Genomic DNA, 22,763 nt, shown 5'->3' with positions numbered 1-22,763 from the left:
TCGTTTATCAGACCATTTTAAAGATAAAAACTGAAACTTAATTCGCCCTGTATCCTGTACGGGCCTATTTCAGGCACGTCTGTCACCATTCTCTCCGCTTCCTGAAGCAGGCGGTCATATGCTATTTTCAATCCCACTCCCGCGGGCATTTTAGCAATTATTTTCCGGTTGATGTAATTCGCGTTCAGCTGCAATATTCCTGTGGTGGAAGACCAATAGTAATAATCCCGGTATACCACCTCCGTTGAGAATGCGGTTCGTTGGGTGGGTAGTATATTTACCGATGTGGACATCGGCCAGCGTACGCCGCCTTTCAATTGCAGATAAAAGCTTTTACCACCGTATAATTCACCGAAGATCATTGGTGTGAGATGGGTGTAGCGCAGGGAATGGGCTGTTACAAAGTCTTTCCGGTCTGACTGTTGCCATTGCAACGTGGTTCCCCAGCCGATGCCTTTTATGCCTGTTTTTCCGTAGTCCAGCAATACGCTGCTGAACCGGTACCGGTAATTCTGCGCATTGAGCGCCGGCAACAGGGGCGAACCGGTGAAGACGTTGAAGTCATTGCCGGTACTATGCATGGCTTCCAGGCGGACCGTATGTTGCAGACCTTTTGCTGCGCTGATATTCAAACGGTAATTGTCCAGCGTATAAGCAGCCCATTCAAGATCTCTGACGCTGGTGGAGGATGGACTGCCATATTTGTCTTTACGGCGTTCCCATGCAAGACTGTTTTTCCATTGCCAGTCCACTCCGTTGTATACATGATGCAGGGCGCCACCCAGTATGCGTACCCGTACATCCATTTGCTGGCTGTTACTCGCCCGCGGCTGCATGTATCCCATCCCCATCATCAGCCAGGTCCGGCGTTCGGGATAGCTGTCATAGTTGTTCTGATACCTGGAATTGATGTATTTGATGCTGTTGCTTTCATAACCGTATCCCCACTGCGCCATAATGCCGGCAACGTGACGCCCTTTTTGCCAGGACAGCTCCGGTTTCAGCACCAGCGAAAAGTTCTTTACAGAGGGCCTCGGATCTTCAGAGCGGTGAGCGGTATTGTACAGGTATTCCACACCTGATCCCACAAAGAGGCGGTTCTCTTTCAGCGTATAGGCAACACGGCCGCTGATATCATACAACTGCCGCTCGAAACTGCCCGCTTTGCCGGCTGCATAATAAAAAGGACGTGTATGGTCCGGCATGCCCATCAGTGACCACGAGAGGCTATCCTGGCTGCTGCGCTGGTAGGTGAACTTTCCATATACCCTGAACCGTTGCAGGGTACGTATGCCGGTGGTTGAAAACGTAACGTCCCTGTGCTGCTGCGGAACCTGGGCCTGCCGCAATCCGCCATCTTCCAGGTGCCCGGCAAGCGAGAACATGCCGGTGTTTGATACGGGGTAGCTCACCAGTCCGGTTACGGAACCCACGGTTTGCCAATAGTCCGCCTGCGCAGGACGGAACAGCCAGATGCTGTCCGATACCGTCTGCACCTGCGCCGTAGCGGTGGCAGACAGTATCAGCAGCGATCCTGCCAGCATGATCTTTATATTGAAAAAATGTCTGGTCATCTTCATTATTGCACAAAAGCATTTCCGGAAGGGTCTGCCGTGATGGTCACAAAATCTACAGATGAGTTATTTGTGTCCTGCAAAACGGTTCTGCCATCTTCTTTTTTCTGTGTTTTGCGAAGCAGCGACTGTGATGAATAGGAGCCGTCGGTTACATAAGCAAAGCCGGCGTCCTGGTCCAGGGAGATCCTTTTCGGAACACGTTTGGTCTGCTCCGTCGGCTGCATTTCCACGATATCAAAAATATTCATGGCGCTTTTCGGCATTTGCACCCTGAGCTTTCCGGAAGCCAGGTTGTCCGGTGATTTGAACGATTTCCAGGTGGTAATATCTGCGTTGGACTTGAAGATCAGCAAGCCTTCCCGGCCGGGGTTATCCAGCACCAGGTCGCGGCTCGAATTCAGGATAACGGTCAGGTGTGTTTTGTCTGTTTTCAGGTCTGTTCCGAGCGGGTTTACGCCGGGCTGGTCGCCCATGTACACGTCAAAATCAGCACCGCTCAGGTCTACGGTCAGGTCAGGGTTGCGTACAGAATATGTTGTACCGTTGGTGCCAACGTAGGGCACTTTATGGTTGATCGCTGTAGCGGCAATGATAATGCTTTCACCGGGCTGTACCGGGTAGGTATTGCCGGTTCCGGGAATGCGGAAGAGGGCGCCTGCATAGATATAGTCCGTATTGGCATTAGCGTCCGCCATGCCGGGTGCTTTCGTCCAGTCCCACTGACCTGTTGGCAGATAGTATGGCTTGCTCATATCGATCTTTTCCATCGCTGTATTAACGCCTTCCACCTGGCAGATGTACAGGCTGTCCGCATACAATACGTCCGCAGAATTATTGTACAATTCAATGAACTGGTCGCGGAAGAGGGCGCCATCTTTGGTGTCTGAACCGGCGTAATAAATCTGTTTGATGACCCAGCTGCCTTCTCCGCTACCGGTGCGGAGGCTTACATTGATGGTGTTCTGTTCCGCAACGGCAGACTGTGCGTTGGCGGCACCGGAAAAGAATACGGACCCATCGGCCTTGATGCCGGTGACGGCTTCGTAATCGGCGGCGGACACGTTCAGACGTACCGCTACGTCATAGCTGCCGGGCACTACGCTGGCGAAAGTAACCTGGTCTGTTTCCACAGCCAGGCTGTCTTTATATGATTGACCGGTGGTGAGGTTTGAAATGGTGATCACGGCTCCTTTATAAGGAATGTCGATGGCTCCCATTTCAGCCGCCGGAGCGAGCTTAACGGTGATGGATACCGGCCTCAGGCCGTCGTCTTTTTTGCTACAGGCTGCCAGCAGTCCCAACAGCCCTGCCAATACCAGGCAGATATTTTTTTTCATATACTTTTGATTTTTAGAATTTGAATGATATTTCTCCGGAAACGCTAACCGGTTCTCTTAATGATCTTACAGCATCTGTGGCCGGATTATATACCCGGCTGCGTAAGTTGAATATGTTATAGGCGCGCACGGAGAACCGGATCTTCTTCCTGATCTCTTTGGCTACCTGTAAATGGAAATTCAGATAAAAAGGGTCCGATCCATCGGCATCTTCCGTGTCGTACGCGCCTAATGCCAGGTATACGGGATCTGCGTCCGAATGCGGGCCGAACGCATAGTAATTGCTTTGCAGATCGGCATATCCCAACGGCATCTGACTGCCATTCCTGCTTTTCCGCTGCCGTGTGAAGAATACGTCCGTAGCGATGTTTACAATAAAGCCCAGTTTGGGAATATGCGTGGTGGTATTGAACTTGCTGGAGAGAGACCAGTATTTATACTGCGTAACCGGGTAAACGCCGTACATCACGTTGTGCAGTGACTGAAGGTCTGCATCCGCAAATTTGAGCCGTTGAAAATTATTGGTGAAATCGCTGAAGCTGAAGCTGGTCACCATCGAAAAGCTGGTGCGGATCGATTTTACCTGTTGCGTATTGATGAACCATTCCACACCGATGTCATTACTGGACGTGCCGTTCGTGACCCTGTTATAACGCAGGGCCGCGCTTAACTTAGTAGCCACGCTATCCGTCTGCCAGTAAACGAGTTGATCGTTTTCGATCTTGTAGTCGTATACCGGCAGCTGGAATGTTTTAAACTGTTCTGTGGTGGAGAAGCCGTTGCGGTTGCGTTTGTAGTACGCGAACAGGGAGCTGTTAAACCAGCCGCCATTGTATTTCACACCGCCTTCCAGCTGGCTGGATCTCATTGGCTTGAGCGAGCTGTTGTCCGGCAGGAGTTTTTCGGTATATACCAGGAAAACGCGCCTGGCGGGATCGGCGTTATATACTTCCAGCAAAGGGAGGTCGAAATAAATGGGGCCGGGATAACGGTAGGCCATGGTAGGCGCTTTGGTGGCAAGGCCATATCCAAATGTCAGCTGCCAGGCTTTGTTAAGGCGATAGCCCATATTCAGACGAGGTTGCAGGGTGCCCTGTCCATTCTGCACATCATACCGCAATCCGGCGTTCGTCGTCAATGTGCGTCCCGCCACCGTCGATTCAAAATTATCCTGCAGGAAGAACCCGCTGTTGATAATGGCCGGCATCAGGTTGAAGCTGTAAGGGCGCTCGTTCTGGAAGTTCTGGTTGGCGAAACGGGGCGCGTCGGGGTTTACGATCACTCCCTTTCCGCCGTTATTGGAGATGTAGAGATTGGCGCCTGTGCTTAGCTGATGCAGGATCTGTCCGGTGGTGACCTCGCCATTGATAACAAGGTTTCCGTTGAAGTTCTCCGGTTTGCCCATGATATGATCTATCGAGGTGTAGATGCCGGGAATATAATAACCTTCATAGATGCCGGTGGTGTCTTTGTCCGCCACTGGCTTCGGATCGCTGTTGAAGGCGTATTGCGTGTAGGATTCCTGGCTGCCGCTGCTGTATCCCATGCTGAGGCTGATCCGTTTCAGGTAATCATGATGAATGGTAAAAGCGGTACGGTTTGAAATGCGGATGTTCCGGCTTTTGATGTATGTTTTCTTTTCTCTGTTGTCTTCGGGATCTACCCTGATATCGTCATTGCGAAAGCTGTAATCGACAGATACCGTATTCTTGATGTTTTTACCGAAGTGGTCTGTCCACATCAACCCCAGGTTCATGCGGCCGTAAGTTTGCAGGTTGGTTGTCGGATTCTGGTTGCTTTTGAGATAGTTTGCCGAGAGGTTTAATGCGCCCAGTTTTTTGCCGAGCGCCAGACCTTTCGAAAGTGAATACTGGGTAGAATATCCGCTGATGCCGATTCCCAATTGCAAAGCGTTTTTGCCTGCCTGCCGGTCGATGATCACGGCGCCGTTGGTGATATCGCCGTATTGCGCGGAGGCAATGCCGGATATGACTTCTATCCTTTCAATATTATTCACCGGAATATCCCGAAGGTCCAGCCCGGTAAACGGAACGTCAAAGCTGCCGATGCCGGCCTGGGAGATTGGGGTTCTGCCGTATTTTCCAATGCTTTTCGTTTGCATGTTGGCGTTGTTGGAGAGCAGAATGTCATCTACGATGAATGCTGTGCCGAGGGAGTTGTTCATTCCCGCGGCGGCGTCAGCGCTTGTACGCAGCGTAAGGGTTTGTACCTGGTGCAGATTGGGCGCCTTGATCTCTTTGCCGGGCAGGTTGTTCAGAATGTCGGCCATGCTGAATGCCTGCGACTGTTCGATGGCTTCACGGTCGAATACGATGGAGGAGTTGGATTGTAATGCTTTCTGTACACCGGTTACCTGCACGCCTTCGAGGGAAAGGCTGAGGTCTTGCATCCGGAATAGTTGCGGCCGGCTGTATTCTTTTCGTTCGATCACTTTTTCTATGGTGCGTTTGCCTACGTATGTCACGGTAATGCGTATCACCGGAAGATGTTCGGGTATCTCCAGCTGAAAAACACCTTCGCTGCCGGTTGTCAGCAGGCTCCCGGTTTCCCTGATCTTTACGGATGCAAATTCCAGTGGTTGCTCTTTTTCATCCACCACTTTTCCCGTCAGCAGGATTGGCTCCGCCGTTTTTTTAACGACGGGCGGATTGGCGTGATGTGTTCTTTCTTTATATACCAGCACCTGCGGGCCGTTTACCAGGAAGGTATAACCGGTGCCATTCAATAATCTGCCAAGGATCAGCTGAATGCTTTCCTGCCGGGCAACCATCGCTTTTATCCGTATCTGCCGGGCGTCGTTCGGATTGTAGGTCAGGCTCAGCCTGGTGATGCTGCTGATCTGGCGGAGCGCTTCTTCCAGCGTACCGGCCTTGATGTTGATGTCATACCGTCTGTCCTGCGACTGCCGGGCATGACTTTCCGCTCCGGCTGTCATTAAACAACCAAGGCACCAGCAAAATATGATGATCCCTTTATTCATTCCTATGAGTTTCATGTACAGGGCGTGCCCTTCAGGCGGATCGTATCTCCGCGGGTGGTATAAGAGATGCCGTATACTATTTTTAAAGTGCGTAATATGTCCGTTATTTTTTCATTGCGGCGGAAGGAGGTGGTGATCCTGCAATCCGCCATGGCGGTGTCGCTGAACAGTAATTGTATTTTAAAGGTATTCCGGAGCACCAGCTGTAATTCACGGAAGCTGACATCGTTCAGCACAATATTGCCGTTCATCCATCCTGCGGCTTCGCCCGAATAATGCGCGAGCCTGAGTGTACCGGAGCGTTTATCAACGATACCGCCTTCTCCTGCCTTCAGACGGCTTTTCCCGGGATGCCCCGGATGGCTTAGTAATACTTCCCCGGTTACGACACCCACGCTTTCTTCCTCCAATGCCGTGTAGCTTTTTACGTTAAATGCCGTTCCGATGTCCAGCACTCGCATGCCTGAAGGGGTTGTAACCAGGAAAGGTCTTTCCGCATCATGCATCACATCGAAATAAGCTTCCCCTTCCAGGAGTGCGACCTCGCGCTTTTGCCCGAATGGCTTCGGGTATTGCAGGCGGCTTTCCGCATTCAGCCATATGGAAGAACCGTCCGGCAGGCTGATCTGCTTCGTTTCTCCGGCGCTGGTCTGCACCATTATTAAGGTAACTGCGGGCCTGCGCAGCAGCAGAAAACAGTAGATGCCCGCCAGCAGTACAATAGCGGCGGCAACGGGTACCCGCCATTGTATGCGCCGGTCGTCAGGTATAGCATCGGCGGCCATAACGGCTTCGTCCGGCCCATGCAGCAATGCTTTCAGTTTGGATGCTTCTTCTTCTATTTCTTTGGCCTGACTGTACGCATGCAGGGCCATTACGAGTTCCCGGGCTTCCCGGTATACTGCATAATGTTGCGGATGCTGCTGCTCTTTTTGTGTCCAGTACGCAATGGCATCCGGATCTGTTCCAAGGCAGAAGGCTATAAAAGTTTCATCGCTTACCAGGTATTCGATGGTAACAGGTTGCTGCATGCAAGAGGGCTTTTATAGGAAGAGGGGGGCGCGGGTCAACTTTTACCCTTCAAAAGGGAAATTTTTTTAGCGAAGGGCCAATTGTGCCGTCAATACGGAAGGATAGGGAGTGTCAGTGTCCGCCAGCTGCGTTCTCAGCGTTTTGACGGCTTCATGCAGTTTATTATAGATCGTGCGCTCGCTCAGGCGGGTGCGCACGGCAATTTCCCGGTAGCTGAGACCTTCCAGGTATTTCAGGCGGATCAGTTGCTGTTTCCGCGGCGGGAGCGACGCAATAGCGGCGGATACGGTTTCCTGTAACCGGTAAGTATCATCCTGGTGCACAAGCACTTGCTCATGCGACGTTTCTGCGGGCTCGTTCCAGGTTTCGGGCCATCCGGATGAAGAGGGGATTCCTTGCCGGCTTTCGAGCATGCTGATGAGCCGTCTTTTGAAAGCGGTAAGAATGTATGCTTGCGGACTTTGTGCATCCGGCAGCGAAGCGCGTTTCTGCCACAGGTACAGGAATGTCTGGTTAATAGCGTCTTTTACAAGTTCGCGGTCCGGAGAGAATTTCAGACCATAGGCTAGGACTCCTGTGTAGAGTGTGTCATACAACCTGTAAAACAAGCTTTCATCTCCCTGTAACAAACCTGTCCACAATTGCCTGACATCAAGGTTGGTCATATTATTACACTTGATCTTTAATGAAAGGCAAAATTACAATCTGCTGTACCAGGAGATTTACGAAATGCGGAATTTTTTGCAGGGTGGGAAATTAGGAATGTTAAGACAGTAGCGGGTTTGGGCGTTTGGGAGGATTTCCCGATCGGAGTAATGGCATCAGACCCGCAGCAACTGCCTGAGATCGTCCAGCGTATTGATCTCCTCCACCGGCTTGTCTTTCCGCCAGCGGTGAATACGCGGAAAACGCAGGGCAATACCGGATTTATGGCGGTTAGACGCAGCGATGCCTTCAAAAGCGATCTCGAACACCAGCTCCGGCTTCACCGTCCGCACTGGGCCGAATTTCTCGATCGAATTGCGTTTTACCCAGTTGTCCACTTCCGCGATCTCTTTGTCCGTAAGCCCGGAATAGGCTTTGGCAAAGGGCACCAGCTGATCGCCGTTCCATACGGCGAAGGTATAATCGGTGTACAGGTTGGAGCGGCGCCCATGGCCTTTCTGGGCGTATATCATCACCGCATCCACCGTGAACGGATCGATCTTCCACTTCCACCAGTCGCCTCTCTTTCGGCCGACGAGATAGGCGGAGCTGCGTCTTTTCAGCATCAGGCCCTCGCTGCCGTTGTTGCGGGACTGCTCGCGGAGGGCGGCGAGCTGCGGCCAGTCGCTGTAAGCCACTACCGGCGATATTTTCAGTGCGGGCTGATGCACCGCGGCTACGAGCTTTTCCAGCAAGGCGCGGCGGTCCTGCAATGGCAGCGCGCGGATATCTTCGCCTTCATATTCCAGCAGATCGTAGCTGAGAAAGGCAACGGGCGCTTCCTGCAATTGTTTCCTCGTCACGTTCTTTCTTCCGATGCGTGTTTGCAGGGCCTGGAACGGCAACGGGCGGTCGTTTTCCTGGTCGTAGGTGAGTATTTCCCCGTCGATGGCCACGCCGTCCGGGAGGAAAGACAGGAGGGCAGTGAGTTCCGGGAATTTCTCCGTGATCAGCTCTTCTCCGCGTGACCAGATGAAGAGCTGGCCGTTGCGGCGGATCAGTTGCCCGCGGATGCCGTCCCATTTCCATTCGGCCTGCCATTCGTCCGGCTCGCCCAGTTCCCCCCGCGGGCTTTCCAGTGCGTAGGCGAGGAAGAAAGGGTAAGGCCGGGAGTCGTCCGTATTGCGGGCTTCTTCGTTCAGCAGTTCGGACAGCGTGGTCTGTTGCGGGTCCCAGTTGCCGCTGATCATATGGGAGATGATGGCGGGGGCGATGTTGTACGTTCGTGCCAGCGCGTTCACGATCATGCTTTGCGATACGCCGATGCGGAAGCCGCCGGTGATGAGCTTGTTGAAAACAAAGCGCTCGGTATGCTGCAGCTGGTCCCAGGCGTTGCGGATGAAGGCGGATTTCTCGGCCTCGGAGGCTTTTTCCAGCTGCAGAAAGCGGTCCAGCCAGTAATGCAGGGGTTTGGGCGCGGTAGTGGTGTTAGGTGGCGGCAGCAGCAGCGCAATGGTTTCACCGAGATCGCCAACAGTGTGATAGCATTCGGAGAACAGCCATTCGGGTAGACCGCTTACTTCCATGCACCACTGTTTCATCAGCGTGGAGTTGACGATCCGCTTCGGTCTGCGGCCGGAGAAGAGGGCGAGCACCCAGGGTTTGTCCTTTTCATCGGCAGTGGCGAAGTAACGGCTGAGCGCGTCCAGCTTTTCGTTGGTCTTCGTGCTTTGCGCCAGCGTGAATACGAGTTGTGAGAAATGCTGCATATTACTCGGCTATAACGGGTGTGTCATCTTCTTCCGCACCAAATGCGGTCTTCACTTCTTCGGCTTCCAGTCCATTTTCCTGCAGGTACCGTGCCAGCACGCTGCTGAAACCGTGTGTGGCAAATACTTTCTCCGCGCCGGTGGCTTTGATGGTTTGCAAAAGCCCCGGCCAGTCCGCGTGATCGGATATGGCAAAGCCCGCATCCGCATTCTGCCTCCGCGCGTTGCCACGGACCTGCATCCACCCGCTGCAAATGCCCAGTGCATAAGGCAGGAAGCGGCGCATCCAGCTGGAGCCGGTGGCGGAAGGCGGCGCAATGATCAGGCTGTTCTTAAAATCTTCTTTGGGTGTTTGCGGCGTGATCAGCTCTACCGGCGGCAAGGGCCAGCCCTGGCTTCGCAGCATTTCATGCGCGTTGAAAATGGCGCCGTGCACGAGGAATTTCGGTACGGCATGCTGCAGGTTGTAGAGCAGGCGCTGCGCTTTGCCCAGGCTGTAAGCCACCAGCACGCTGTTCTTGCCGGCCTGCTGGTTTTCGTGTATCCACGACCGTATATCGCCGAGCATGGCGCTCTGCGGTTTCCAGTGGTAGATCGGCAGTCCGAAGGTGGATTCGGTGATGAACACATGGCATTTTACCGGTTCAAAAGCGCCGGAGATGCCGTCGTTCTCCGTTTTATAATCGCCGCTGGCTACCCAGGTCTGCCCGTTTACGGTGACCTTCACCTGCGCGGAGCCGATCATGTGGCCCGCGGGATGAAAAGATACGGTGGCGCCGTTGATATAGATCTGCTCTCCATAGGCCAGTCCCTGCACGCTGATATCCTGTCCCAGCCGCAGTTGCAGCACCGGCACACTGTCTTTCGTGCAAAGGTAGTGCTGGTTGCCGGGGCGGGCATGATCTGAATGTGCATGCGTGATCACTGCGCGGGGAACGGGTTTCCAGGGATCGATGTAAAAATCTCCGGCGGCGCAGTAAATGCCTTTGTCCGTAAAGGTGAGAACAGGTTCCATGGATACTGAAGTTAAGACAAAAGGGCGTACCCGGCACAGGTACGCCCTTTCGCAAGATCATTTCATCCGGCTACAGGTTTGTGTTCATCCTGTAGTCTGCGCTGTCGCCTTTCTGGATGATGTAAATATTTTTATTCTCAAAGTAGGCCGGCACTTCGTCTTTTTCTTCATCCAGGTAAACGGGCTGAAAGTTGAAGGAAGTGTACACGCGGTTACCGGGCTTGTTGAGGTCTTTATTGAAATATACGCCGTCCTGCGTCAGCAGCTTGATGAAGTACCAGGTCTGCTCAAAGCCTTTGAAAGCCATATCCGAGGGGCGTGATTTGTATACACGTTTGAAGTATTCGCTGATGTACCTGCTGAATACGTCTGTTTTGTCGTTGTAGTAAGGCGATGAATAATACAGGGTAAGACCTTCAAATTCGGGCTCCTTGAATTTCATCACGTCCCAGGTGGGCATGCCGAAAACATGCAGCGGATAGGTGGTCTTGTGCATGGCGAGCTTGCGCAGGATGCTCTTGGCGCCTGCTTCGTCCAGCGCGGTGATGATGCAGATGTTCGGGCGGTCCGCCAGCAGGTATTGCGTGAGCTGGGCGTCTGTAGTGGCGTCGCTCCATACCACTTCACGGATGCGGCTCTTTTTATCGTACTGCATCCGCTCGTAGGCGGCCTTGATATTGCCGGCGATGCTGGCTTCAAATGAAGAGCCTCTGCGGATAACGAGTATGTTCTTGTTGGCAAATCCTTTCTGCACATAATCCTGGATGGCTTCCACGTGCGAGCGGAGGGTGCTGTTGCTGATCAGCAGGAAAGGGTTTTCGGAGATGCCGCCGTCGTTCGGAAAAGTAGCGGATACCAGGTTGATCTGCTTTTCTCTTGCAAAGTCGCTGAGCGGCTTCAGCTCGGGCGTGCTTACGGCGCCGATGATGAGGTCCGTTGCATCGAGCTGGCGGTTGCGGATCACGGTAGGCACGTCATTCCCCCGCGCTTTATTATCGAATACCTGCACATTCAGCTGAACGCCCTGCTTTTCGAGAGAATCCAGGGCGAGCTGTACGCCTTCGTAAAATTCCAGGCCGGGCAATACGTAGCGCGGCATGGTGCGGCCGGGAATGTCCAGCGAGGTGGCAAATACGGAATCAAGGTACAGTGGCGCAAATACGGCAACGTTATAGGTGCTGCGTTTTACTTCTTTCGCGAAAGCGGGTACGTTGAACGGCACTTTGGCTTCAGGTTTCTTCGGTTCTTCCGGTTTCTTTTCTTCGGGTTTCGGTTTGCTCAGTTCCGGCGGAGGGCCGTCTGTTTTTGCCGGTGCCGGACGGAAAATTCCGCAGGCCTGCAGAAGCAGTATGCCGGTGAGGGCAAGTGTTAACCGGACAAATGTTTTTGATCGGATCATATGGTGCCTGTAATTGCAAAAATCATTCCATGTAAACGAATAACGAATTACGAATGCCTTCACATTCATTCGTAATTCGTTATTGATAATTTGTAATTAATTTATTCCCACTCAATTGTAGCAGGCGGTTTCGAGCTGATGTCGTACACCACGCGGTTGATGCCTTTTACTTTATTGATGATGTCGTTGGAAATCTTTGCAAGGAATTCGTAGGGAAGATGCGCCCAGTCTGCCGTCATGCCGTCTGTGGAAGTAACGGCGCGGAGGGCTACGCAGAACTCGTACGTCCTTTCATCGCCCATGACGCCTACGCTTTGTACCGGTAGCAGGATGGTGCCCGCCTGCCATACCTGGTTGTAGAGGCCGGCTTCTTTCAGTCCTTCTATATAGATGGCGTCAGCTTCCTGGAGCATTTCCACTTTTTCCGCGGTGATGTCGCCAAGGATGCGGATCGCCAGGCCGGGACCGGGGAAGGGATGGCGGGCGAGGAAAATGTCGCTGATGCCGATCTCTTTGCCCACGCGGCGCACCTCGTCTTTAAAGAGGAAGCGCAAAGGCTCTACCAGGCTCATGTTCATTTTCTCCGGCAGGCCGCCTACGTTGTGGTGGGATTTGATGGTGGCGGAGGGGCCATTGACCGAAACGGATTCGATCACGTCCGGGTAAATGGTGCCCTGGCCGAGGAAAGCAATATCTTTCAGCTGCACGGCTTCCTGCTGGAATACTTCAATGAAGAGGCGGCCGATGATCTTGCGTTTTTCTTCGGGATCTTTCACACCGTTCAGCTGGCCGTAGAAAAGGTCTTTTGCATTGACGCCTTTCACGTTCAGGCCCATATGTTTGTAAGAGTCCAGCACGGTTTCAAACTCGTCTTTCCGCAACAGCCCGTTATCCACGAACACGCAGTAAAGATTCGGACCGATCGCCTTGTGGATCAGCTCTGCGGCCACGGTGGAATCCACGCCGCCGCTAAGGGCCATCACCACTTTTTTATCGCCTACCTGCTGTTTGATGCGGGCCACGGTTTCCTGCACAAAGGCCGCGGGCGTCCAGTCCTGCTGCATGCCGCAGATATGCACGAGGAAGTTCCGCAGGATCTGCTTGCCTTCCAGGGAGTGCGTCACTTCAGGATGGAACTGAAGGGCGAACAGGGGATTTTTGGCGAGCGTATGGCTTTTGAAGGCCGCTACGGGAATATTTTCGGTGGTGGCGATGGGGATGAAAGATTCGGGCAGCCGCACGATCGTGTCCGCATGGCTCATCCACACCTGGCTCTTGGGAGAAATATCGTAAAGTAAAGGTTCTTCTTTGTCCTGGTGCTCCATGAAAGCCCGGCCGTATTCGCGGTGGCTGCTTTTGGCCACTTCGCCGCCAAATACCTTTGCCATCAGCTGTGCGCCGTAGCAAACGCCGAGCACGGGTACTTTTTCCGCCATCGCGGCGATATCTACGACCGGCGCCTGCGGATCGTTCACGGAGAAGGGGGAGCCGGAGAGGATGATTCCTTTGATGCTGTCTTCCCAGACTACAGGTTTCAGGCAAGGTTGTATTTCACAATAAACATTCAGTTCCCGGATGCAGCGTGCAATTAATTGCGTGTACTGGGAACCGAAATCGAGGATCAATATCTTTTCTGTCATGGTGGTGCAAAGATAGGGTTTTGGGTGTATATCCAAAATCCGCCGCAGGTCGGGAATTCTTTGTATTTTTCAACTGTAAAACCCAACTATATGAAGGCGCAATTGAAGTATTTTCTGTTATCCCTGCTGGTAACCCCGGCTTTTACCGCTTGCGACACTGTTAGTGGCAGCGGGAACGTAATTCAGGAGGAAAGGCCCGTGGGCGCTTTCTCCCAGGTGTCTGTTGAAGGCTCCATGAATGTTATTATTACCAAAGCGGCGGCGTCAGCAGCGAAGATCGAGGCGGAAGACAACCTGCTGCCTTATATTGAGCTGGAACTGCAGGGGGATGAGCTGGTGGTGCGGTTCAAAAGGAATACCAATATCCGCAGTCATCAACCGGTGAAGGTGTTTCTTTCCACTAACGACCTGGAGGAGATCGATTTGTCCGGTTCCGGGAACGTTGAGCTGCAGGGGGTTTTTACCTCCCCCAACGCGATGCATGTTGATCTGTCCGGCAGCGGCAATATCACCGGAGCGGTGAACGCGCCGGAAGTGGAGATCGATCTGTCCGGCTCCGGGAATGTTACTTTAAAGGGAGAGACCCGCGATGTGGACATTGACCTGGCCGGCAGCGGGAATTGCCGGGCGGAGGAGCTGCTGGCGGAAAATGCAAGCGTAAACATCGCCGGCAGCGGTGATGTAAGGATCTATGCCAGCCGGAACATCAAAGCCAATATTATTGGCTCCGGTGGTGTGGCTTATAAGGGAGAACCGGCGATCCAGCTGAATAAGGTCGGTTCCGGCAGCGTGCGCAAGCTCTAGCTACAAATTGAAAAACTTTTGTATGTTTACGGTTTTTTTGGAGTTTCTATAACTGTTATGAGCCAACAAAAGAAGATCTTGGTGGTGTATTTCACCCAAACCGGGCAGTTGCGGAGGATCATTGACCATGTGCTGGCGCCCGTTCAGGGCAATGCTGTCATCACATACGAGGAGATCGTTCCTGTACAGCCTTTCCCTTTTCCGTGGTCCAAACAGGAGTTTTTTGATGCCATGCCGGAGACGGTCTTGGGCAAACCCCGCGGCATCCAGCCCCTGAAAGTAAACCCCGAAGAGCATTTCGACCTGGTGATCATGGCCTACCAGCCCTGGTTCCTTTCCCCTTCCCAACCGGTAGCCGCTTTCCTGCAAAGCCCCGAGGCCGCGCGCCTGCTGAAAGGCAAGCCGGTCATCACCTTGCTGGGATGCCGGAACATGTGGCTGAACGCCCAGGAAAAAACCAAAAAATACCTCGCCGGCATCGGCGCTCACCTCGTGGGCAATATTGTGCTGGTGGACAAAAGCCCCAACCTGGTGTCGCTCATCACTATTCTGCGGTGGACCGGCAAAGGAAAGAAAGACGCCTTTTTCATATTTCCGCCCGCCGGCGTGCAGGAAAAGGAGATCCTGGAAAGCGGCCGTTTTGCCGCGCCGATCCTGCAGGCGCTGGAACAGCAGCAATTTGACCGGCTGCATGAACAATTACTGGCGCTCGATTCCGTTGAATTAAAGCCGGGCCTCATTGTACTGGAGAACCGCGGCCGCGGGCCGTTCCGTTTCTGGGCCAGGTTCATCAGCGCCAAAGGCGGCCCCGGAGACGAACGCCGGAAGGGACGGGTGACGATGTACCGCATCGTGCTGCTGGCGGCGATACCGCTGCTGACACCGTTTACCACCATCGCCTCCTGGCTGCAGCTGCTGTTCTCCCGGAAACAGCTGGAACAGGACGTGACGTATTATAAAGGAGTTCAGCTACGGGAATCAATTCATTCGTAATTAACAATTCATAATTATCTTTAGGCCGCATCTGATGAAACGTAGTTCCATCAGACTTTGAAAGAGAAATAATATCTGATGAAACGATAGTTCCATCAGACCATTGAAAGAGAAACAATCACTGATGAAAGAAGTATATATTACGAGGCTCTCCAAATTTTTGCCGAACGAGCCGGTTGAGAATGATGATATGGAAAGCATCCTCGGGATGGTGGACGGGAAACCTTCGAGGGCAAGAACAATGATCCTTGGGAATAATAAGATCAAGACGCGCTACTATGCTTTAGATAAGGAAGGAAAAAGCACGCACACCAATGCCGAAATGACCGCGGAGGCCGTGCGTAACCTGTTCGATGATAAATTTCCGATCAACCGTTTACAACTGCTCGCCTGCGGCACCACTTCGCCTGACCAGCTGCTGCCCAACCATGCGGCCATGGTGCACGGCATCCTGAAATGCCAGCCCGTTGAGCTGATCGCCGCCACAGGCGCGTGCGCAGCCGGTATGCAGGCATTCAAATATGCTTTCATGTCCGTTAAATGCGGTAATACCGCCAACGCGGTCAGCACCGGATCGGAGAAATTTTCCGCCTGGATGCTCGCGCAGAAGTTCGAACCGGAAACAGAAAACCTCAAAAATCTCGCGGAAAATCCCATCATCGCTTTTGAAAAAGACTTTTTAAGATGGATGCTGTCAGACGGCGCCAGCGCGGCCCTGTTCGAAGACAAGCCGAATGAAGAAGGTTTGTCGCTGCGGGTGGACTGGGTAGAGATCGCATCTTACGCCAATAACCTCGATACCTGCATGTATGCCGGCGCCGTTAAGAACGGCGATGGCTCTACAAAAGGATGGACCGATATGACGCCGGAAGAATGGGCCGCCAACAGCGTGTTCTCCTTCAAGCAGGACACCCGCCTGCTCGGCAAGAACATCGTTCCCTCCGGCGCGCAGATGTGGAAAGACCTGGTGGATAAATACAACATCGATATCAGCAAGCTCACCTGGTTCCTGCCGCATCTTTCTTCCGAATATTTCCGTTTCCGGATCGACGAAGAGATCGCAAGGCTCGGCGTGCACATCCCGCAGGAAAAATGGTTCACCAACCTTACCCGTGTGGGAAATGTGGGTACCGCCTCTCCGTACTTCATGCTCGAAGAGTTGTTGAACGAAGGCAAGCTGAAAAAAGGGGACACGATCGTGATGATGGTGCCGGAAAGCGCGCGCTTCTCATATGCTTACGCGCATATCACGGTTGTCTGAAACGGCCGTCATAATATTATCGAATGCAGCAGAAACGAGGTGGTCAACCCGGTTTTTTGCTGCATTTGATTGTTTTTCAAAACAGCCATCAGCGGATGAATGTAAAGTAAAACACGCCCAGATGAAAAAAGACGAAGTACCACAGGATGGTGACAACATGCACCACGGCACTTTCAAACAGCTCTTTTACGCAGTGGACCAGTCCGGCGAATACACCCCCGTTACCAGCGTCGGTTGGGAACCGGAGAATGTGGCGCTGGGCCAGGCATGGGAAGAAGTGGAGCTGCGCGTGCAGGAAACGCGGGACAAAGTGCTCGCCGGCGAGCTTAGCCCCATTGCCTATTACATGGAAAGAACGTTGCTGGACCTGCCTTTGCTGGCAAGAAAGGTGGGGAAATTCCAGTGGCAGGTGAAACGCCACATGCAACCGGACGTTTTCCGGAAAATGAAACGCAATTTGATAGAACGTTACGCCGGCATCTTTGCCATCAGCGCGGACGTACTGCAAAAGGGCGAGCTGTTACCATTTCAGCGACCCCTGTAAATATTCAAGATGACAGCATTCAATCATGTACAGACCGCACACTGCGAAACCGGTGTGATCTCGAATATGTTCCGCCACTACGGCCTCACCATCAGTGAGCCGATGGCCTTCGGCATCGGCGCCGGCATTTTCTTCGGGCATCTGCCTTTTGTAAAAGTCAACGGCGTGCCGGGCACTACTTACCGCATCTGGCCGGGCGCCATCTTTTCCCGCGTTTGCAAGCGCCTGGGCGTGAAGATGGAATCCCGCAAGTTCAGCAGTCCGGATAAAGCCATGCAGGCGCTGGATGAAATGATCGCCAAAGGTATTCCCGTCGGCATGCAATCCAGCGTTTACTACCTGCCTTACTTCCCGCCGTCCTACCGCTTCCATTTCAATGCGCATAACCTCGTGGTGTATGGAAAGAACGGCGGCGACTATCTTGTCAGCGATCCCATCATGGAAACGGTGACGACAATAGACCGGGAGAACCTCATCCAGGCCAGGTTCGCAAAGGGATTCCCCGAGCCGAAAGGGAAAATGTACTATCCGCTGGAAGTACCGGGAAAAGTAGATCTGAAAGAACCGATCAAGGCAGGTATCAAACAGGCCTGTTATTATATGCTGAAGATCCCCGTGCCGATGTTCGGCGTGAAGGGCATCCGTTTCCTTGCCAAAAGGGTGCAGAAGTACCCGGAGAAGGAAGGCGACCGCCGCGCGGGGCTTTATCTCGGCAACATCATCCGCATGCAGGAAGAGATCGGCACCGGCGGCGCGGGTTTCCGCTTCATGTACGCCGCCTTCCTGATGGAAGCCGGTGCGCTGTTGCAAAATGAAGCGCTGAAAAGCATCGGTAAAGACCTGACGGCGGTGGGCGACCTCTGGCGCAATTTCGCGTTTGAAGCAGGCCGCGTCTGCAAGGCGCGCGCAGCGAATAACATATCCTACAAAGAACTTGGTAATATGCTGCTGCATATTGCCGATGAGGAAGAAAAGATATTCCGTCGTTTATCCAATGTGAAGCTGGCATGAACAGCATAGAAGTGAAGGAGCTGCACAAAACCTACGCGGGCGCGTTACAGCCGAGCCTGCGGGGATTGTCGTTCACCTTTCCCGAAGGGAAGGTAGTGGGATTGCTGGGCCCGAACGGTGCGGGGAAGACCACGACCATTTCCATTTTATGCGGACTGGTGAAAGCGGACAGCGGGATGGTGCGGATATTGGGTGAACCGCAGGAAGCAGGGCGCCGCGAGGCCATCAAACGCATCATCGGCGTGGTGCCGCAGCAGATCGCGCTGTTCCCGCAGCTCACGGCGTTGGAGAACCTCACTTATTTCGGTAACCTCTACGGCTTCAAAGGCAAGCCGCTGAAAGAAAAGATATTGTCATTACTCGGGATGTTCGGGCTGGAAAAGGCCGCCGGAAAAGAAGTCGGCAAGTTTTCCGGGGGGATGAAACGCCGCACCAATATCATTGCGGCGATCCTGCATGAACCGCGGCTGCTGGTGCTTGATGAGCCAACAGCGGGAGTGGACGTGCAGTCCCGCAGCATGATCCTGCAGTTCCTGCGCCGGTATAACGAGCAGGGCAACAGCGTGCTGTACACCTCGCACCTGCTGGAAGAAGCGCAGCAGATCTGCGAAGACGTGGTCATCATCGACGATGGCCAGCTGGTAGTGCAGGGCAACCCGCAGGCGCTGATCCATCAACATCAACATTGCCGCAACCTGGAAGACGTGTTCCTGCATTATACGGGGCATGCTGTAAGGGATTAAATATTATGCTAAGGACGATCGCAACAATCCGGAAAGAATGGCTGCTGCTCTTGCGTGACAAGGCGGGGCTGGCGCTGCTGTTCCTGATGCCGGTGGTCCTCATCACCGTAATGGCCGTCATCCAGGACGCGCCTTTCAAAGATTACCAGGAGGTAAAGTTCGATATACTGACGGTGGATAACGATCATGGCCGCCTCGGCCGTTACATCCGCGAAGGGCTCGGCCAGAGCGGGCAATTCAACGTGATCGATTCGCTGGATGAAAAGCCATTGAGCGAAGCGCGGGCTGCACAGCTGATCCGCGAAGGCGAATACAAGATCAGCATCACCATTCCCAAAGGCTCCACCGGGGAGATCGTGAGCAATGCGAACAAGATCGTGAACGATATTTCCAAACGCATGGGCCTGCCCGCGCAGCTGCCGGTGAAAACCCTCGCCAGCGATTCCCTGGCCGTGCAGCTCTATTTCGATCCCGCCGCAAAGAAAGCCTTCAAAAGCGCCATCTACCAGGCATTGGATAATTTTCTCACGCAGGTGCAAACGGACCTGCTGCTGGAACGCATCCAGCTGCAGCTGCGGCGCCGCGACAGCACGGCAACGGATACTTTCCCCGCCATCCGGCTAAAAGCGGTGGCGCTGAAAGAAACCGCGCTGGGCCATGGCCGGCAGATCGATGTGATCAGTAATTCCGTGCAGCACAATGTGCCCGCCTGGAGCATCTTCGCCATGTTCTTCATCGTGATACCCATTGCCGGCAATATGATCCGCGAGCGGGAAGACGGCAGCCTGGTGCGGATGAAGCTCATCCCTGGCAGTTACCTGTCCATTCTCGCCGGAAAGCTCCTGTTCTTCGTCGGCATTTGCGTGGTACAGTTCTACCTGATGATGCTGGTAGGCATTTACGTTATGCCACTGCTCGACCTGCCGCAACTGCAGCTGGGAGTGGACCATGCGGCCGGCCTGCTGACAGCGGCCAGCATCGGCATAACCGCTACCGCATACGGCATCTTCATCGGCACAATTTTTAAAACGCCCAACCAGGCATTGAACTTCGGCGCCATCTCCATTGTGATCCTCAGCGCCATCGGCGGCATCTGGATACCGCTGGAAGTGATGCCTGAAAAGATACAGGCGGTCGGGCGGCTGTCCCCTTTAAGCTGGGGGCTGAACGCCATTAATGATATTTATCTCCGCAACGGCAACATCCGTTACATCCTGCCGGACATTACAAGGCTGCTCGCCTGCGGCCTCCTGTTGCTGTGCACGGCGGGATGGATAGAACAACGCAGGGCCGGATGAGGAATAAACATTTTCATAACAACCTTAAAACAGTTAATTTTAATCCCTGGAATGCGCCATGGGCCAACAAACCCGGAAGCGTTTAACCTACAACAATTATGGAAGCGTTAAAACTGAAATTGAAACAGCAGATCATCGAGGCACTGAACCTGCAGGACACAAAGCCCGAGGATATTGATGACAACGCGCCCCTGTTCGGGGAAGGGCTTGGGCTGGACAGCATTGATTCGCTGGAGCTGATGGTGCTGCTGGAAAGGAATTACCACATCAAGGTAGAAGACCCCCGCGAAGGCCGTAAGATATTGCAGTCCGTTCAGACAATGGCTGAATTCATTCAAAGCAAGCAACCCGCTTAAATTTTTGCTGATGGCGGAACGTGTGTTTATAACAGGGATAGGTATGATCTCCGCGATCGGCAGCAATGTGATGGAGAACCTCCGCAGCCTGCGCCTGCAGCAAACCGGCCTCGGCTACACGAAGTTTATCGATACCATTCACAGGAACACATTACCGGTGGCGGAAGTGCCGCAAAGCACCCCGGAGCTGGCCGCCATGGCCGGTATGGAGGGAACGGCAGGATATACCCGTACCGCTTTGCTCGGACTGGTGGCCATGCAGGAATCCCTGCAATCCGCCGGTATCGCAGACGCTACGGCTTTGCCGGCTGCGTTCATCAACGCCTCCACCGTAGGCGGGATGTGCGATACGGAACAAGTGTACTTCGATATTCTCGACCCCTCCAAAGAAGGTACTTTCCTGCAATTTATAGACACGCTGGATTGTGCGGACTGCACACAGCGTATAGCCGACGCCGTTGGTATCAACGAGTATGTCGCCACCATCAGCACCGCCTGTTCTTCTTCCGCCAATGCATTGATGTACGGCGCAAGGATGATCCGGCAGGGACTGGTGCAAAGAGCGGTATGCGGTGGCACGGAAGCGCTGACGCGCTTTACGATGAACGGTTTCAACTCGCTCAAGAATATCGATAAACAATTCTGCCGCCCCTTTGATCAGCACCGCAACGGCCTGAACCTCGGTGAAGGCGCGGCGTACCTGGTGCTGGAAAGCGAATCCCTCGTGCGGGAGCGCGGCGCGCGCGTGCTGGCGGAACTGAGCGGCTGGTGCAATACGAATGAAGCGTTCCATCCCACGGCGCCCTCACCGGAAGGCGACGGCGCTTACGGCGCCATGAAAAACGCGCTGGCCATGAGCGGCAGGAGCGCGGAAGATGTGCAGTACGTAAATGTGCATGGCACCGCCACGCTCAACAACGATGCTTCGGAAGGAAAAGCGCTGGAACGGCTCTTTGGCGGCAACGTGCCGAAATTCAGTTCCACAAAGCCTTTCACAGGACATACACTGGCCGCGGCCGGCGCGATAGAAGCGATCTACGCTGTGCTGTCCATCGACCAGCAGATGATATTTCCCAATCTCAATTTCTCTGAAAAAATGGAAGAGCTGAACATTGTTCCCGAAACGCAACTGCTGGAAGAGTATCCCGTGCGGAACGTGATCTCCAACTCTTTCGGCTTCGGCGGGAACAATGCTTCACTGGTGATCAGCAAATATGAAGGGTAGATTTTACATACAGGGTACCGCCGCTATCTCCCCGCAGGAGAGCTTTTCCGGCGAATTCACGCCGCAGCTGCTCACGCTGGCGGACAAGAACCTGCTGCGTGTAAAGGAGCCGGATTACCGCGCATTCATTGCGCCCAACAGCCTGCGCCGCATGAGCCGTGTGCTTAAAATGGGACTGACAACGGCGATCAGATGCCTGCAAAACAGCGGCGTGGCGGTACCGGACGCCATCATCACCGGCACGGGAAAAGGCAGTTTGCACGACACCGAACGTTTCCTCCACGACATCCGCCGGTATAGCGAAACAGCGCTCAATCCCACGCCCTTTATACAGTCCACCTACAACTCCGTGAACGGTTTGGTGGCGCTGCAGGTGCAGTGCACAGAATACAACAATACCTTTGTGCACCGCGGGTTTTCCTTCGAACATGCTTTGCTGGACGCCATGATGCTGCTCAGCGAGGGGCGCGCCGGCAATGTGCTGGCAGGCGCTTTCGACGAAATGAGCGATGAATATTTTTACATCAGGAGCCGCATCGGTTCCTGGAAGGAGCAGCTGACGCAGCCGGAAGAGATGTTCACGGCGGGCACTCCGGGCGCTTTGTCCGGCGAGGGCTCCGCGTTTTTTGTGCTTTCTTCCACGCCGTCCGATGTGCATATCGCCGGTTTGAAAATGCTGTACAAGCCTTCACAGGAACGTGTACACGAAACGCTTGAAGCCTTCCTGCGGCAACATGGATTGCAGCCTTCAGACATCGGCTTGCTGATCAGCGGCCGCAGCGGGGATACGAACTTCGATCATTACTATCATGCCCTCACCGCTCAATATTTCCCGCAAACACCGGAAGTTCCTTTCAAGCAGTTGTGTGGGGAGTATGATACGGCGGCATCCTTTGCGCTGTGGCTTGCTGTGGAGCGCATGCGGAAGGAGGAGCTGCGGCATGTGCTGATCTATAACCAGTTTTTTGGGGAGCAGCATACGTTTATTTTGTTGGGGAGGTGACCCCTTTTTTGCTGTTCCTGAATCTCCATCAGTATCTATATAAAAGACGGAATCACATTTTTTGTCGATTTAAAAAGACAAAATAATATGCCCTTTGTCGATTTGAAAAG

The 22,763-nt window shown here is 53.6% G+C and carries 19 protein-coding genes; 10 read left to right on the top strand and 9 right to left on the bottom strand.

All coding sequences use genetic code 11. The features are described from left to right. Positions 1-17: 17 nt before the first annotated feature. The 9 genes from CCY01nite_RS02005 to guaA all read right to left on the bottom strand — a co-directional run bounded on the left by CCY01nite_RS02005 (position 18) and on the right by guaA (position 13,415). Positions 18-1,574 (bottom strand): DUF6850 family outer membrane beta-barrel protein, encoded by a 1,557-nt coding sequence (locus tag CCY01nite_RS02005; protein WP_146857627.1) that lies wholly within the window; start codon positions 1,572-1,574, stop codon positions 18-20. A 5-nt stretch (positions 1,575-1,579) separates the two neighbouring features. After that, positions 1,580-2,914, bottom strand: coding sequence for a DUF4876 domain-containing protein (locus CCY01nite_RS02000; RefSeq protein WP_146857626.1), 1,335 nt, complete (start codon positions 2,912-2,914; stop codon positions 1,580-1,582). Between the two features lie 13 nt (positions 2,915-2,927). Next, complete coding sequence (locus CCY01nite_RS01995; RefSeq protein ID WP_186830851.1) at positions 2,928-5,915, bottom strand: TonB-dependent receptor; 2,988 nt, start codon at positions 5,913-5,915, stop codon at positions 2,928-2,930. A gap of 11 nt (positions 5,916-5,926) precedes the next feature. After that, positions 5,927-6,946 (bottom strand): FecR family protein, encoded by a 1,020-nt coding sequence (locus CCY01nite_RS01990; RefSeq protein WP_146857624.1) that lies wholly within the window; start codon positions 6,944-6,946, stop codon positions 5,927-5,929. Positions 6,947-7,012: 66 nt separating this feature from the next. Then, positions 7,013-7,612 carry an RNA polymerase sigma factor gene (locus tag CCY01nite_RS01985; protein ID WP_146857623.1) on the bottom strand — a complete coding sequence of 200 codons (600 nt, stop codon included), beginning with the start codon at positions 7,610-7,612 and terminating at the stop codon, positions 7,013-7,015. 156 nt (positions 7,613-7,768) lie between these two features. Then, entirely contained in the window at positions 7,769-9,361 is a 1,593-nt protein-coding gene (locus tag CCY01nite_RS01980; protein WP_146857622.1) for an ATP-dependent DNA ligase, read from the bottom strand. A 1-nt stretch (position 9,362) separates the two neighbouring features. After that, entirely contained in the window at positions 9,363-10,376 is a 1,014-nt protein-coding gene (locus CCY01nite_RS01975) for a ligase-associated DNA damage response exonuclease (protein WP_146857621.1), read from the bottom strand. A gap of 70 nt (positions 10,377-10,446) precedes the next feature. After that, entirely contained in the window at positions 10,447-11,775 is a 1,329-nt protein-coding gene (locus CCY01nite_RS01970) for an ABC transporter substrate-binding protein (protein ID WP_186830850.1), read from the bottom strand. Positions 11,776-11,876: 101 nt separating this feature from the next. Beyond that, positions 11,877-13,415, bottom strand: a complete 1,539-nt coding sequence (gene guaA / locus CCY01nite_RS01965; protein ID WP_146857619.1) for a glutamine-hydrolyzing GMP synthase — start codon at positions 13,413-13,415, stop codon at positions 11,877-11,879. Between the two features lie 90 nt (positions 13,416-13,505). On the opposite strand from guaA, the gene CCY01nite_RS01960 reads away from it, so the two are divergent. The 10 genes from CCY01nite_RS01960 to CCY01nite_RS01915 all read left to right on the top strand — a co-directional run bounded on the left by CCY01nite_RS01960 (position 13,506) and on the right by CCY01nite_RS01915 (position 22,653). After that, positions 13,506-14,219, top strand: coding sequence for a head GIN domain-containing protein (locus CCY01nite_RS01960; RefSeq protein ID WP_146857618.1), 714 nt, complete (start codon positions 13,506-13,508; stop codon positions 14,217-14,219). A gap of 57 nt (positions 14,220-14,276) precedes the next feature. Beyond that, positions 14,277-15,212: a dialkylrecorsinol condensing enzyme gene (locus tag CCY01nite_RS01955; protein WP_146857617.1), complete on the top strand. Its 936-nt coding sequence runs from the start codon at positions 14,277-14,279 to the stop codon at positions 15,210-15,212. 124 nt (positions 15,213-15,336) lie between these two features. Next, on the top strand, positions 15,337-16,473 hold the full coding sequence (gene darB, locus CCY01nite_RS01950; RefSeq protein ID WP_146857616.1) for a dialkylresorcinol biosynthesis protein DarB: 1,137 nt from the start codon (positions 15,337-15,339) through the stop codon (positions 16,471-16,473). A gap of 121 nt (positions 16,474-16,594) precedes the next feature. Continuing rightward, positions 16,595-17,017, top strand: coding sequence for a flexirubin biosynthesis protein DarG (gene DarG, locus CCY01nite_RS01945; RefSeq protein ID WP_146857615.1), 423 nt, complete (start codon positions 16,595-16,597; stop codon positions 17,015-17,017). A gap of 9 nt (positions 17,018-17,026) precedes the next feature. Next, positions 17,027-18,028 (top strand): BtrH-related acyltransferase DarH, encoded by a 1,002-nt coding sequence (darH, locus tag CCY01nite_RS01940; RefSeq protein ID WP_146857614.1) that lies wholly within the window; start codon positions 17,027-17,029, stop codon positions 18,026-18,028. Beyond that, positions 18,025-18,771 carry an ABC transporter ATP-binding protein gene (locus CCY01nite_RS01935; protein WP_186830849.1) on the top strand — a complete coding sequence of 249 codons (747 nt, stop codon included), beginning with the start codon at positions 18,025-18,027 and terminating at the stop codon, positions 18,769-18,771. The genes darH and CCY01nite_RS01935 overlap by 4 nt, the downstream gene beginning before the upstream one ends. Positions 18,772-18,776: 5 nt before the next feature. Next, positions 18,777-20,069, top strand: coding sequence for an ABC transporter permease (locus tag CCY01nite_RS01930; protein WP_146857613.1), 1,293 nt, complete (start codon positions 18,777-18,779; stop codon positions 20,067-20,069). A gap of 98 nt (positions 20,070-20,167) precedes the next feature. Then, on the top strand, positions 20,168-20,425 hold the full coding sequence (locus CCY01nite_RS01925) for a phosphopantetheine-binding protein (RefSeq protein ID WP_146857612.1): 258 nt from the start codon (positions 20,168-20,170) through the stop codon (positions 20,423-20,425). 10 nt (positions 20,426-20,435) lie between these two features. Further along, positions 20,436-21,650, top strand: a complete 1,215-nt coding sequence (locus tag CCY01nite_RS01920; protein ID WP_146857611.1) for a beta-ketoacyl-[acyl-carrier-protein] synthase family protein — start codon at positions 20,436-20,438, stop codon at positions 21,648-21,650. Beyond that, the gene (locus tag CCY01nite_RS01915; RefSeq protein ID WP_146857610.1) at positions 21,640-22,653 is read left to right on the top strand and encodes a beta-ketoacyl synthase chain length factor; all 1,014 of its coding nucleotides are present in this window, start codon (positions 21,640-21,642) and stop codon (positions 22,651-22,653) included. Before CCY01nite_RS01920 ends, CCY01nite_RS01915 begins: the two co-directional genes overlap by 11 nt. Positions 22,654-22,763: the final 110 nt, after the last annotated feature.

This window comes from Chitinophaga cymbidii (assembly GCF_007992715.1).
GTDB lineage: Bacteria > Bacteroidota > Bacteroidia > Chitinophagales > Chitinophagaceae > Chitinophaga > Chitinophaga cymbidii.
The sequence above is the reverse complement of the archived record's forward strand: the minus strand, read 5'-3'. Positions and strand labels throughout refer to the sequence as shown.